Origin of the sequence: Pseudobutyrivibrio sp. UC1225 (assembly GCF_900115215.1) — a bacterium.
Lineage (GTDB): Bacteria > Bacillota > Clostridia > Lachnospirales > Lachnospiraceae > Pseudobutyrivibrio.
This window is the reverse complement of sequence record NZ_FOVQ01000001.1, coordinates 360,019-374,043: the sequence shown is the minus strand read 5'-3', so window position 1 is coordinate 374,043 and position 14,025 is coordinate 360,019. Positions and strand designations below refer to the sequence as shown.

Annotated in this window: 15 protein-coding genes; 11 read left to right on the top strand and 4 right to left on the bottom strand. The window is 38.0% G+C overall.

The annotated features are described in order from the left end of the window. The 9 genes from BMZ41_RS01840 (at position 1) to BMZ41_RS01800 (ending at position 7,719) form a co-directional block, all read left to right on the top strand. Positions 1-891, top strand: a complete 891-nt coding sequence (locus BMZ41_RS01840; RefSeq protein WP_090166167.1) for a radical SAM protein — start codon at positions 1-3, stop codon at positions 889-891. Between the two features lie 15 nt (positions 892-906). Then, entirely contained in the window at positions 907-1,884 is a 978-nt protein-coding gene (locus tag BMZ41_RS01835) for an SGNH/GDSL hydrolase family protein (protein ID WP_090526573.1), read from the top strand. 25 nt (positions 1,885-1,909) lie between these two features. After that, positions 1,910-2,704 carry a transporter substrate-binding domain-containing protein gene (locus BMZ41_RS01830; protein ID WP_090526571.1) on the top strand — a complete coding sequence of 265 codons (795 nt, stop codon included), beginning with the start codon at positions 1,910-1,912 and terminating at the stop codon, positions 2,702-2,704. Positions 2,705-2,770: 66 nt separating this feature from the next. Next, the gene (locus BMZ41_RS01825) at positions 2,771-3,442 is read left to right on the top strand and encodes an amino acid ABC transporter permease (protein ID WP_090166174.1); all 672 of its coding nucleotides are present in this window, start codon (positions 2,771-2,773) and stop codon (positions 3,440-3,442) included. Further along, a complete protein-coding gene (locus BMZ41_RS01820) occupies positions 3,432-4,175 on the top strand; it encodes an amino acid ABC transporter ATP-binding protein (RefSeq protein WP_090166176.1) in 744 nt (247 codons plus the stop codon). Before BMZ41_RS01825 ends, BMZ41_RS01820 begins: the two co-directional genes overlap by 11 nt. An 18-nt stretch (positions 4,176-4,193) precedes the next feature. After that, positions 4,194-4,781 (top strand): cytidylate kinase-like family protein, encoded by a 588-nt coding sequence (locus tag BMZ41_RS01815; RefSeq protein WP_090166178.1) that lies wholly within the window; start codon positions 4,194-4,196, stop codon positions 4,779-4,781. A 43-nt stretch (positions 4,782-4,824) separates the two neighbouring features. Then, a complete protein-coding gene (gene holA / locus BMZ41_RS01810; RefSeq protein WP_090526568.1) occupies positions 4,825-5,805 on the top strand; it encodes a DNA polymerase III subunit delta in 981 nt (326 codons plus the stop codon). Positions 5,806-6,092: 287 nt separating this feature from the next. Next, on the top strand, positions 6,093-6,890 hold the full coding sequence (locus BMZ41_RS01805) for a PilZ domain-containing protein (protein ID WP_090166183.1): 798 nt from the start codon (positions 6,093-6,095) through the stop codon (positions 6,888-6,890). Continuing rightward, entirely contained in the window at positions 6,883-7,719 is an 837-nt protein-coding gene (locus tag BMZ41_RS01800; RefSeq protein ID WP_090526566.1) for a hypothetical protein, read from the top strand. The genes BMZ41_RS01805 and BMZ41_RS01800 overlap by 8 nt, the downstream gene beginning before the upstream one ends. An 8-nt stretch (positions 7,720-7,727) precedes the next feature. On the opposite strand, the gene BMZ41_RS01795 is transcribed toward BMZ41_RS01800, so the two are convergent. The 4 genes from BMZ41_RS01795 to lepA form a co-directional block, all read right to left on the bottom strand. Then, on the bottom strand, positions 7,728-8,675 hold the full coding sequence (locus BMZ41_RS01795) for a tRNA dihydrouridine synthase (RefSeq protein ID WP_090526564.1): 948 nt from the start codon (positions 8,673-8,675) through the stop codon (positions 7,728-7,730). A 67-nt stretch (positions 8,676-8,742) separates the two neighbouring features. Beyond that, positions 8,743-9,006 carry a 30S ribosomal protein S20 gene (gene rpsT / locus BMZ41_RS01790; RefSeq protein ID WP_072914510.1) on the bottom strand — a complete coding sequence of 88 codons (264 nt, stop codon included), beginning with the start codon at positions 9,004-9,006 and terminating at the stop codon, positions 8,743-8,745. A gap of 130 nt (positions 9,007-9,136) precedes the next feature. Further along, a complete protein-coding gene (gene hemW, locus BMZ41_RS01785) occupies positions 9,137-10,339 on the bottom strand; it encodes a radical SAM family heme chaperone HemW (protein WP_090166189.1) in 1,203 nt (400 codons plus the stop codon). 1 nt (position 10,340) lies between these two features. Next, positions 10,341-12,146, bottom strand: coding sequence for a translation elongation factor 4 (lepA, locus tag BMZ41_RS01780; protein WP_090526562.1), 1,806 nt, complete (start codon positions 12,144-12,146; stop codon positions 10,341-10,343). Between the two features lie 199 nt (positions 12,147-12,345). Between lepA and hrcA the strand changes: the two genes are divergently transcribed. Next, the gene (gene hrcA, locus BMZ41_RS01775; RefSeq protein WP_090526561.1) at positions 12,346-13,395 is read left to right on the top strand and encodes a heat-inducible transcriptional repressor HrcA; all 1,050 of its coding nucleotides are present in this window, start codon (positions 12,346-12,348) and stop codon (positions 13,393-13,395) included. A gap of 11 nt (positions 13,396-13,406) precedes the next feature. Beyond that, positions 13,407-14,012, top strand: coding sequence for a nucleotide exchange factor GrpE (grpE, locus tag BMZ41_RS01770; protein WP_090166195.1), 606 nt, complete (start codon positions 13,407-13,409; stop codon positions 14,010-14,012). The last annotated feature ends 13 nt before the right edge of the window (positions 14,013-14,025 follow it).

Below are 14,025 nucleotides of genomic sequence, written 5' to 3'. Positions count from 1 at the left end.
ATGAATAAGAAATGTACGCTTTGCCCTAGAAACTGTGGGGTAGACCGTGATGAAGCACTTGGTGTTTGTCAGGTTTCATCCACTGTAAAAGTGGCAAGAGCTGCCCTTCACTTTTGGGAGGAGCCATGCATTTCTGGTGAAAATGGTAGTGGAGCGGTATTCTTCAGTGGATGTCCGCTCCACTGTGTTTTTTGTCAGAATGAAGAGATTAGCCATGGCAAGGTAGGTAAGGAAATTACAACTGAAGAACTGGCGAATATTTACCTGGATTTACAAAGACAGGGTGCTAATAATATCAATCTTGTAACAGGAACTCACTACATTCCATCTATTGTGGAGTCGGTAAAAATTGCACGAGACAAGGGCTTGCAGATTCCAATAATTTACAATACTAGTGGCTATGAGACTGAAGAAAGTTTAAAGCTTCTGGATGGTATCGTAAATGCGTATCTACCTGATTTTAAATATTGGGACGATGTGTTGGCTTCTCAATATTCTCACGCAAAAGATTATCCTGATGTGGTAAAATCTGCTATAGTAGAAATGGTGAGACAGGTGGGAGAACCTAAGTTTAATGAAGATGGATTTATTCAGTCTGGAGTTATAGTAAGACAGCTTCTTCTTCCAGGTCACACTAAGGATTCTAAAGCTATACTTAAATATTTGTATGAAACCTATGGAAATCGTATATACGTTAGTCTGATGAGCCAGTATACGCCAATGCCTCATATAGCAGAAAAGTATCCTGAGCTTAATAGAAGAGTGACAAAACGAGAATACGAAGCTGTTGTGGATTATGCCTTAAATCTTGGAATAGAAAATGCTTTTATCCAGGATAGAAAGGTTGCGAAGGAAAGCTTTATTCCTAAATTTGGTAATGAAATTATATAGTGAAGGTGGTAGGTGATGATTTTAATTAACAACATGATAACTAGAACTAAAAACAAAGTCTTAACTTATTCAGTACTTGCTTTATTACTAATATTATTTATTATGCCAACAGGCACGGTAAGAGCCGCTGAGCTAGGAGGCAGCACACAGGAAACAACCGCAAGTGAAGAAGTAGTGTTTGATGCAGCCTTTTATGCTACTCAGTATCCTGATGTAGTATCAATCATAGGAAATGATGAGCAGATGCTTTATTGGCATTATGTTAATTATGGCAAAGCAGAAGGAAGATTTCCAAACGCCCAAGAGGCCGCAAAAGCTGTAACTGCCACCGTGCCTTTGGCTGTACCAGTAGTAGGTACAGAGACTTTGGCGGATGGCGCTTATGACATTCTTGCTATCGGTAATTCCATTACAGTACACCCTATGTGCAGTTATTGGTGGGGACCATGGGGAATGGCAGCATCAAGCATTGATAAAGATTATATCCACAGATTGCAGAATGGCCTTATGGAAAAATATGGGACTGTTAACTTAGATATTGTTCCAGTTCAAAGTTGGGAAACAAGCTATTCTCGTTCAAAACAGCTAAAAAAATTCGATGAAAAGCTTGCAAAAAGCTACGATTTAGTAATCATTCAGCTGGGTGAGAATGTTAGCGATATGAGCACCTTCAAAAAGGATTTTAACAAGCTTGTAGATTATGTAAAAACATCTCAGCCTGATGCAAAAATAGTTGTAATAGGCGATTTCTGGTACAGAAGCGGAAGAGATGCTGCTAAGAAGGATGTGGCTATCAAGCAAGGTTGTGATTTTGTTGATTTATCTGAAATAAGAGGAGTTAAAAAATACCTTCCAGAAAAAGGCTCAAAGGTACTTGGTTACGACGGAAAGTATCATACTATTACAAAAGCCTCAGTTTTAAAGCATCCAAATGATTTGGGAATGGAATATATTGCAAATAAAATTTTAGAGAAGTTACAGATTTTGAATTAAAAATATTTAGAAAAGGAGAAATCATATGAGAAAAAAACTTATTAGTGGATTATTAACAGGAATTATGGCGTTGTCGCTAGTCGCTTGTGGAGGTGCATCAGAATCTGAATCAGCTTCTGAGAGTGCGGCAGGTTCTTCTGATAAGGTTTGGAAAATTGCAACAGACACATCTTTCAAGCCATTCGAGTACACAGATGATAATGGTGATTTCGTAGGAATCGATATGGATATCCTGGCTGCAGTTGCAGAGGATCAGGGCTTCAAATATGAGGTTCAGGTACTTGGTTGGGACGCTTCAATCGCAGCTTGTCAGGCAGGTCAGGCGGATGGCATGATTGCTGGAGCATCTATTACAGATGAGAGAAAGGAATCTGGATGGATTTTCTCTGATGGATATTATGATGCAAACCAGAGCATGGCTGTAGAAGCTTCTTCAGATATTAAGGGCTTTGAGGATTTATCTGGAAAGTCTGTAGCTGTAAAGACTGGTACAATGTCAGCAGCTTATGCTGAGAGTCTTGCAGGTGACTATGGTTTCACAGTTACTTACTTTGAGGATTCACCAACAATGTATCAGGCAGTTGTAGGTGGACAGGTTGTAGCTTGTTTTGATGATACCCCTATCATGGCTTCAAATATTAAGGACACAGGCATTGCTATGAAGATAGTAGATGGTACTGGAAATGATCCAGCAGCTTATGGCTTTGCTATTTTCAACTCAGACAATCAGGAGTTAGTTGATATGTTTAACGCTGGTCTTAAGAATATTAAGTCTAATGGAAAATACGATGAGATAATTGCCAAATATCTCGGAGAGTAGACTTTGATTATGGGTAGGGTTATAATAAACCCTGCCCATATTATTTTTATAGAAAGGTTAGTTTTTATGTTTAAAATTATTACAGTATACGGTCCTATGCTTTTGATTGCGTTGGGACGCACACTGCTTTTGGCATTACTTGGATTGTTTTTTGCCTGCATTATTGGAATGCTTTTTGGAATAATGGGAGTTGTGAAAAATAGAGTTTGCAATGTCATTTCGCAGATCTTTGTAGATGTAATTCGAGGGGTGCCGCTTATTGTTTTGGCATTTTTCATCTATTTTGGTATTCCATATTTCTTTAATACAATAATAGGTGGATTCTCAATGAATCTTACTGCACTTCAGGCAGGAACAGCTTGTCTTGCTCTTAATTGTGGTGCCTATATGGCAGAGATTATTAGAGCAGGTATTCAGTCAGTTGATATTGGTCAGATGGAGGCAGCTCGTTCTCTTGGTTTGACATATGGTCAGGCTATGAGAAAAGTAGTATTACCACAGGCTATTAGAACAATGATTCCTACTTTTATTAATCAGTTCATCATTACTCTTAAGGATACATCCATCCTTTCAGTAATTGGATTCCCAGAACTTGTTAATACGGCTAAAAATGTTCAGGCGAATACATTTATGTCTTTCCAAACATGGGCAATCGTTGGAATTATGTATTTGATTGTCATTACAATCCTTTCACGCAGTGCAAAGGTTGTTGAAAGGAGGTTAAGCGTTGGTAGATAAGAATGAAGTAAAAATCAGTGTTAAGAATTTAAAGAAGACTTTTGGAGATTTAGAGGTACTGAAGGATATCAGTACTGATGTATATAAAGGTGAGGTACTTTGTATTATTGGACCTTCAGGTTCAGGTAAGTCTACTTTTTTAAGATGTCTTAATAAGCTTGAAAAGCCTACAGGGGGCAGTATCATTATTAATAATGAGGATATCGTTGATAAAAAGGTTAATATCAATAAGGTTCGCGAGAATATTGGTATGGTATTCCAACATTTCAATCTTTTTAACAACCTTAACATTTTAGATAATCTTACCTTAGCGCCTGTACAGTTAAAGAAGTGTTCTAAGGAAGAAGCTCAGGAGCGCGCAAAGAAAATGCTTGCCAGAGTTGGCTTAGCAGAAAAGGCTGGCAGCTTCCCAAATCAGCTTTCAGGTGGTCAGAAGCAGCGTGTTGCTATTGCCAGAGCGCTTTGTATGCAGCCAGATATAATGCTTTTTGATGAGCCTACTTCAGCCCTCGATCCAGAAATGGTTGGCGAGGTTTTACAGGTAATGAAGGATTTGGCAGCCGAAGGAATGACAATGGTTATTGTTACACACGAGATGGGATTCGCCAGAGAAGTAGCTGATAGAGTCATTTTTATGGATGGTGGCTATATTATCGAGGAAGGTACTCCACAGGAGGTTCTTGGGGCACCTAAGGAAGCTAGAACAATAGATTTCTTGAATAAAGTATTATAAAAGGGATAAGAGAAGGGTATGAAAAATATAATTACAATTAGCCGTCAGTTTGGTGCTGGCGGAAGCACAATTGGTACGAGGGTGGCAGAGGAATTAGGCTACTACTATTGCGATAAAGATATGATTGTAAGAGCGGCTATAGAAAGTGGTAGTCTTACTCCAGACGAAGTTCGCTTTTACGATGAGAGAGTTCCTAAGCAATTTGGCTTTGGTCAGAGTCTATTTGATTTCTATAATAAGCCTCTTGATGAAAAGCTTTTCAGAGCCCAATCTGAAGCTATCAAAAAGGTTGCAGAAAAAGGCAATTGTGTTATTGTTGGTCGAAATGCAAATATCATATTAAAAGAATTTGATAGAACTCTTCATGTATTCATTTCTGCATCTGAGCACTTCAGAATTAACAGAATGATGGAAAAGATGCCAGAGATGCCAGAGGAAAAAGTAATAGAGCGAATTCATGCTGTTGATAAAGCTCGAAAAAAATATTGTAAGTATTATACTGATACAGAATTTGGTAATGCAGCATATTATGATTTATGCGTGAAAAGCTCCACCCTTGGAATTGATAATTGCGTCAAGTTGATATGCGACACTGCAAAAAATTAATGAATACTTTTATGTATATAAATGATAGGATATACTTTTATCTATGAGACGAATAGATGAAGACATTCAAAACGGACAATTTCAAAATTTATATTTGCTCTATGGCGAGGAGGAATATCTTAAGCTTCAGTACAAAAATAAACTGATTGCAGCTCTTGTTAATGAGGGTGATAACATGAATTTCTCCAAGTATACAGATACAGGTATTAATGTTAATCAGGTAATAGACCAAGCCGAGACTATGCCATTTTTTGCAGAGCATAGAGTGATTCTTATAGAGAATAGTGGCTTTGGTAAGAAGATGCCTGAGGAGCTTGGCAATTATCTTTCTACTATTCCAGATTTTACTGTTTTTATTTTTGTGGAGCCTACAGCTGACAAGCGAGGTAAGCTATATAAGGCTGCAAAGGCTGCAGGTCGAGACATAGAAATTAATATGCCAAATGAGACCGTGCTTGCCAAGTGGGTTGGAGGTATGCTAAAAGAATCAGGCAAACAGATGAAGAAGGATGCCTGGGAACAGTTTCGTGATATGACAGATAGCAGCATGGATAATATGAAACGTGAGATGGATAAGCTTATCACTTATGTTGGTGACAATCCACAGATCACTGTCGAGGATGTTAGAGCTATCTGCATTCCACAGATTGAGACAAAGATCTTTGATATGATTAATTCCATTGCGGTTAAGGATTTACCTAAGACTATGGACTTATATCAGGATATGCTTTCAGCCAAAGAACCTCCAATGCGAATTCTCTATATGATAGTTCGTCAGTTTAGACAGCTGTCGGTTATTAGAGAATTAAAGGAATTGGGAGATAATACTGCTACTATATCTCGTAAAATAGGTATGCAGGATTATATTGTTCGTAAAAACGAAGCACTCATTAGGAATCTTGGATCCAAGGAAATTAAATGTCTTCTTAAAGATGCTGCTACCTTTGAGCAGCAGGTAAAGACTGGACTGTTGGATGAAAATCTGGCTGTAGAAATGATAATAATGAAATATGCAGGTAAATAGTAAAAGCTGAGGTTTTGAACCCTCAGCTTTTTTTATTTTATACAAGTTTTATCTTTTCCAGTCGTTTTTGCCTCGTAAAGAGCTGCATCCGCTCTTCAGAGATTTCTTTCTGTACCTCACTAAGACATATTGAGATTTTTTCGATGTTAGAAACTTCGTAGGTAAACTGTTTCATTACTTGTCCTCTGCACACAATTCGCACACTACTACTTGATATAATACTATAAAAGTATGAAAGCTTAGTGAATATTGGGATGGGATAAGATTCTATCTGCTATAATAAGGCTATGGCTGAGAAGAAAAAAACATTATCTATTTCAGAAGTTAATAAAGACACAACCCTGTCTGTTGTAGCTACACTTGATGGTAAAAAGCTGGAGCTACCGGTGGATTATGCAAAAGTTTCTCCGCAAGAGCTTGCTGAGATTAAAGAGCATTATGGTAACCTTGTTATTCCTCTGGAAGATGTGGTGAAACAATGGCAGGAGCAGTTGTTTGAGGTTTCTTTTAAGGGCCATTTGTCTAAGCTTGAGCTTTTGGCAATAAATACTGAGGGTGTGTATCATTGGGATAATATAAAGATATACAAGGTTAAACTGACTACAGGATTATCTGTAAATCTTCTTAAGGTAAAATTGCTTGAGGGAGAAAAGTTTAATAGAAGACGAGGTGTTAGAATTGCCTTGGACAAAAGTATGGATATTCAGCAAAATGGCGAGATTTTGAGAGTTATAGTTAGAGATCTTTCATACTGCGGTCTTGGCTTTATTGAGCCTGGCGAGTCAAAAGTAAAACTTGGAGTACCATTTATACTGTTTCTTATGGAAGATACAGATGATGGCGAAAAGCTTATTGGAAAATTTACAGGTAAGGTTATTAATCAAAGAGAGCTACCTGCTGGGGGAATTTTTAGTGGGTGTGTTCTTTCTGCTGATCATTCATCTTTTCTTCAGCGATATATTGCTATGAAGCAGATGGAGCAGCTTAGTGGCAAAAAAATGAATGCTACCATTCAGAAAAATGCCACTGGTGATAATTGGAAAAACAAGATTGTTGATTCTCTAGTGGAGAGCTTGGATGAGTGATGAAAAAAAACAGCAACTTCATATTTCAGAGGTAAGACCAGAGGATAGCATTTCTGTTACAGCTATGATGGATGGTAAGAAGGTAGATATATCCTGCACTTATGCGCAGCTTACTGATGAGCAAACAGAATTTCTTAATGTTAATTATGGGAATCATTATTTACCGGTAGAGCTTATTACAATGGAGGTAAATGGCGAAGAAATTCCAGTGACTTTTCAAGGGCAGAATTCTGTGCTTCAGGTAGTTGTGGTGAATCCTGATGGTGTATTTAAGTTTGAAAATATACTTATACGAAAAACTACGTTACCAGGAGAAAAGACCTTTCATTTAATAAATGCTGTATCAACGATTGGTATACGTTTTAATAGAAGACGTGGTGTTAGAGTTAATGTTGATACACGTATGGAATTGGAACAGGGAGAGGAGAAGTTTATTATACTGGTTCGTGAAATATCTTATTGCGGATTTAGTTTTATTAATCTATCTCAAAATGATGTAGATACCAATCGACCATTTGTACTTAATTTGATAGAAAGAGATGGAGATAAATCCTTCTCTTATGGAAAATTTATAGGAAAGGTTCATAGAACTGAAGAAGTAAAGGGCGGGAGCACCATTTATGGTTGTGTCCTAGCTGATAAGCATGCTGATCAGCTTCAAAAATATGTTGCGATGAAGCAACTTGAATTTCTTACCGGAAAAAAGGCATTTGCAGAGGATATTCAAAAAACTTCTAATTCTGACAGATGGAGAGCTGAAGTTGCAGATGCTTTAGGTAATACCTTAATAGATAATGATGAAGATGGTACAACTGAAAATGTAAATTAGAAGAAGCCCTATTGAAATAGGGCTTCTGTTAATGTTTTGTATTCATTTAGATTGTTTGATTTTCTAATTTTCTTGATTGCTTTGGCATCATCTGGAAAGTTAGATTCCCAGTAGACTAAGAATTCTTTCATTCGGTGTAAAACAGGTTTTTCGCCAGAAAGAATTTCAATATATTGTGCGAGCAAATCATTATGGAATAATTTGAATTTATTAAGGTCCAAAGGTGTAGTCTCTTGGCCGTTTTTATAGGTGATAGCAAGCTCAGGATTGGATATAAGGCCTCTGCCAATCATAATTGCATTAATACCAGCATACTTTGAAAAAGTGTTTTCTATATCATCTTTTGTCTTGATTTCACCGTTAAATACTAAATGTGCTTTTGAATGTTCTAAGGCATATTCAAAGAACTCTGGATGAATAGGCTCTCTATAAAATTCCATTTGTACACGAGGATGAATAGTAAGCTCTGAAATAGGATACTTGTTATAGATATCTAGTATTTCATAAAATTCCTCAGGTTCCAGTTTGCCTAATCGTGTTTTTATGGATATCTGGACATCATCTTTCAAACCTGCAAAAATTTCATCAAGCATTTTATCAAGATCTTCAGTATAGTAGAGAAGACCGGAGCCTTTTTTCTTTGCTACAACAGTACCGGATGGGCATCCAAGGTTAAAGTTAATTTCTTTAAAGCCAAGCGCGGCTATTTCGTGAACAGCCCATAGAAAGTGCTCAGCATTGTTGGTTAAAAGCTGAGGAACAGTTGTATTAATATCATTTTTTTCTGGATCGATATCTTTGAACTCCCTGGTTGTGAATTTAAAAGTAGAGTTAGGGGATATAAAAGGAGTGTAGTACTTATCAATTCCGCCGTAGCATTTATTAAAGGTGTTTCTAAATATACTATCGGTGACGCCCTCGAGAGGAGCGAGGTATATATTTTTTTTATTATCCATAGTTACTCCTAAAAAATAAAGCACTGGTTGACGGGACCAGTGCTCTAATAAAAATTCTTATCTTAAATTAAGCAAGTGTGTTTACAAGCTTTGAAAGACGAGATACCTTACGGCTAACAGTGTTGTCATGATAAACACCCTTTGAACCAGCCATCTCGATAACCTTGATAGCAGCCTTAAGCTCTGACTCAGCAAGTGCCTTGTCCTTAGCCTCAACAGCAGCCTCAACACGCTTAACGTATGTCTTAACCTCTGATCTGATTGCCTTATTGCGCTCTGTTCTAACAGCTGTTACCTGAACACGCTTCTTAGCAGACTTAATATTTGCCATGTGTTGCTACACCTCCAATTTGTATAAAAATTAAATGTTCTAATTAAAATACGTTGTAGCCGGACACGGACAGTTCAACGCATACTCGAATATAATAGTGAATAAATGTCAGTTTGTCAATAGAATTTGGCTATTTATCTAATAAAAATTTTGATAAAACCTGATTACTTACATCAATACCAATATCTGTTAAATATAAACGACCTTCTTTGGCTTCCATAAAGCCTTGATTGCGAAGTGCAGTAATAATTGGGCCGTAAATTGCCTCGATATCTATGCCAAACATCTGGAAGAAATCAGAACGGGCAACACCGTCTATTTTGCGTAAGCCCAAAAACATAAATTCTTCCATGGCATCTTTCTTTGAAAGCTGTTCCTCTGAATCAAAATATGGAGAAGACAATTCTGCGGATGGAATAGTGCCATTCTCAATGGCTTCTGAAATCTCAACATATTTGTATATATCTCTAAGATTAGTAGTGCGTACATTATCAAAAAGAGAAGCAGAACCAAGACCTACACCAAGATAAGGAACTCTATCCCAGTATCCTACATTATGGCGACAAATCTTACCATTTCGCGCATAGTTAGAGATTTCGTAGCGTTTATATCCCTTATTCTCAAGATAGTCCATTGTAAACTTATATAGGCGGTATGCCTCCTCATCAGTAGGTAATTCTTCAGTCTCCATGCCAGCCTGTTGTTTAACAGCATCAAATCTGTATTTTTCGTAGAAGGGTGTACCCTTTTCTATGATGAGAGAGTAGGCTGATATATGTTCTGGACGAAGCATCGTAACTGCATTAAGAGTCTTTTCCAATTTGGCAACATTTTGATGAGGCAGGCCGGTCATAATGTCAACGTTGACGTTATCAAATCCAGCTTTACGAACCAAATCAAATGTATGTAAGAATCGATTGTAATCGTGAATACGACCTAATTCCTTAAGTTCATCATCGTTTGCAGATTGAAGACCGATGCTTAGACGGTTGATACCTATTGAACGGTATACATTAAGCTTTTCTGCTGAAAGTGTACCGGGATTACATTCAACCGATATTTCTGCCAAAGGATCAATTTTGAAGCATTCCTTAACAGTGGTGATAATAGCATCCATCAAATCCTCTGAGAGCCATGATGGTGTGCCACCACCCACATAAATAGTGGAAATAATACAGTTTGGATGAGTGGCTGCAACGTATTTTATCTCAGTGCACAAAGCAGCGGTATAACGCCGCTGCATTTTTTCATCGAAAACCCCAGAAAGGAAATCGCAATATAAACATTTTTTTACGCAAAATGGTATATGTATGTACAGTTCGATAGGATTCATTTTAGTCCTCGTCAAGCTTAAGAACGCTCATGAAGGCTGCCTGTGGAATTTCTACATTGCCAACCTGACGCATTCTCTTTTTTCCTTCCTTCTGTTTTTCAAGAAGTTTTTTCTTTCGTGAAATATCGCCACCATAACACTTGGCAAGAACGTCCTTGCGCATAGCTTTAACTGTTTCACGAGCAATAACCTTTGAGCCAACAGCTGCCTGAATAGGAATCTCGAACAAGTGACGTGGAATTTCATCTTTAAGCTTTTCGCACATTTTTCTTCCTCGCTCGTAAGCTGTTCCCGAGAAGACGATGAAGGAAAGTGCATCAACTTCTTCTTTATTAATGAGGATATCAAGCTTAACAAGCTCAGATTTCTGATATCCCTTCATTTCGTAATCAAAGGAAGCATAACCACGTGAACGGCTCTTTAAAGCATCAAAGAAATCGTAGATGATTTCGTTAAGTGGAAGAGTATATTTGATAAGGGCACGTGTTTCCTCAATATACTCCATGCTTATGTACTGACCGCGGCGCTCCTGACAAAGATCCATAATAGCACCTATGAATTCGCTGGTAACCATGATTTCGGCATCAACCATAGGCTCTTCCATGTAATCAATTTCTGATGGATCTGGAAGATTGCTTGGGTTTGTAAGTTCAATCATGGTACCGTCAGTTTTATGTACTCGGTAAACTACTGATGGAGCAGTAGTAACAAGATCAAGATTATACTCACGCTCTAAACGTTCCTGAATGATTTCCAAATGAAGAAGACCAAGGAAACCACATCTAAATCCGAAGCCGAGTGCAATAGAAGTCTCAGGCTCAAACTGAAGTGCAGCATCGTTAAGCTGAAGCTTCTCAAGAGCATCTCTTAAGTCTGGATATTTTGCACCATCAGCTGGATACAATCCACAGTAAACCATAGGGTTAACTTTCTTATAGCCTGGAAGAGGCTCGGCTGCTGGACGATTAACGTGTGTGATAGTATCACCGACGCGAGTATCACGTACGTTTTTGATAGAAGCTGTCATGTAACCAACCATACCAGCAGGAAGCTCATCACAAGGAATGAACTGACCAGCGCCAAAGTAGCCAACTTCAACAACGTCGAATTCAGCATTTGTTGCCATCATGCGAACTTTATCGCCAACCTTAAGAGTACCTTCTTTAACTCGGCAGAATACGATAACACCCTTGTAAGGATCGTAAAGGGAGTCGAAGATAAGTGCCTGAAGAGGAGCTTTTACATCCCCCTTAGGTGCTGGAAGCTGATGAACTATTGCTTCAAGTACATCGTGAATATTAAGACCTGTCTTAGCGGAAATCTGAGGAGCATCCTGAGCCTCAAGACCGATAATGTCCTCAATTTCTTCTATAACATGTTCTGGATCTGCAGATGGTAAGTCAATCTTATTGATAACAGGGATAACATCAAGGTCGTGATCTAATGCAAGATAAACATTTGCAAGAGTCTGAGCCTCGATACCCTGAGCTGCATCTACAACAAGAATAGCCCCATCGCAAGCTGCAAGGGAGCGGGAAACTTCATAATTAAAATCTACGTGACCAGGAGTGTCGATAAGATTAAAGATATACTCCTGACCATCATCGGCTTTGTAAATAATACGGACGGCCTGAGACTTGATTGTGATTCCACGCTCACGCTCAAGGTCCATATTATCAAGAACCTGTGCCTGCATCTCTCTGTCGGTAAGAGTTCCAGTCATCTGTATAATACGATCAGCAAGAGTAGACTTGCCGTGATCGATATGTGCTACTATACAAAAATTTCTAATTTTACTCTGATCCATAAATTCCTCTTCTTATTTAATATTCTTAGCTTTGACTAGTTTATCATGTTTGGCTTTATTTATCTATTTATAAATCTAAAAAAAATCTAAAGTCAGTTGACAAAAGGATAGGGTAGGTGTAAATTAACATCAGAAAATGATTAGCACTCCAATTTGATGAGTGCTAACAATCAAAGGCGGTTGTGAGTGAGGTGAATGTATGGCAGATACAGAGCTTGATGAGAGAAAAGTTAAGATTCTAAATGCTATTATCAAAAATTATTTAGAAACAGGAGAGCCAGTTGGTTCACGTACCATTTCTAAATATACAGATTTAAATCTAAGCTCGGCTACCATTCGTAATGAGATGTCAGATCTTGAGGATTTAGGATATATCGTTCAGCCTCACACATCTGCAGGACGAATTCCTTCTGACAAGGGTTACAGATTTTATGTTAACAATCTGATAGCTTCCAAAGATAAAGAAGTTTCAGATATGAAGGAATGGATGATTGAACGAGAAGAGAAGATGGAGACTCTTCTTAAAAACGTGGCAAAGGTTTTGGCTACTAATACACAGTATGCTACATTGATTTCTGCTCCATCAGTTGTTTCGAACAGATTGAAGTTCGTACAGCTTTCAGCAGTTGATGAAAATCAGTTGCTTTCTGTTGTAGTTATGGATGGAAATATTGTAAAGAATAAAATCATTCAAATTGACAAGCCACTTGATAATGAGACATTACTTAAGCTAAATATGCTTTTGAACACAAATCTTAATGGTCTAGCCGTTGATCAGATTAATCTAGCGCTTATTACCAGATTAAAGGATCAGGCGGGAATTCATGATGAGATAGTTTCTCAGGTACTTGATACTGTAGCAGAGACCATTACAGAAGATGAAGATTTACAGGTTTACACCTCGGGTGCGACTAACATCTTCAAATACCCAGAGCTTTCAGATTCAAAGAAAGCATCTGAGCTTTTAGATACCTTCGAAGAAAAGCAGTCGTTGATAGAGCTTCTCGCAGAGAATGCTTCTGATGAGGAGACAGGCATTCAGGTATACATCGGTGATGAATCACCAATATCTACCATGAAGGATTGCTCAATTGTTACAGCAACATACGAACTTGGAGACGGAGTTAAAGGAACAATTGGTATTGTAGGTCCAAAACGAATGGATTACGAAAATGTTGTTGATAATATAAAAAGTCTCAAGGGACAGCTTGATAAGCTGCTCCGTAATGAGAAGAAAAATGATAGTTAGGAGATTTCTTAATGGCAGAGAATAAAATGGAAGAGTTTTCTACAGAAGAAGCAGTTAAGGAAGCTGTAGAGAACGCTGAAGAAATGAAAGAGGAAGCTGCGGCTGAGAATACAGAAGAGGCAGCTGAGGCTAAGGGTTCTGAGAAAGAATCTAAGAAGGGCTTCAAGAAAAAGGAAAAGAAAAAAGACAAAAGAGACGAGCAAATCGAACAGCTTAATGACAGAGTAATGCGTCAGATGGCAGAATTTGAAAACTTCAGACGCAGAACTGAAGTTGAAAAGTCTCAGATGTTTGCAACAGGTGCAAAGAGCATCGTAGAAAAGATTCTTCCTGTAGTAGATAACTTCGAAAGAGGTCTTGCTACAGTTGAGGAAGGAGCAGATCCATTTGCAGATGGAATGCTCATGATATATAAGCAATTACTTACAACTCTTGATGAGGCAGGAGTTAAGCCAATCGAGGCTGTAGGACAGGAATTCAATCCAGATTTCCACAACGCAGTAATGCATGTTGAGGATGAGGAAGTTGGCGAGAACATCGTCGTAGAAGAATTCCAGAAGGGCTATATGTACAATGACACTGTAGTCCGTCATTCAATGGTAAAGGTAGCAAACTAAGGAAATTATTTAG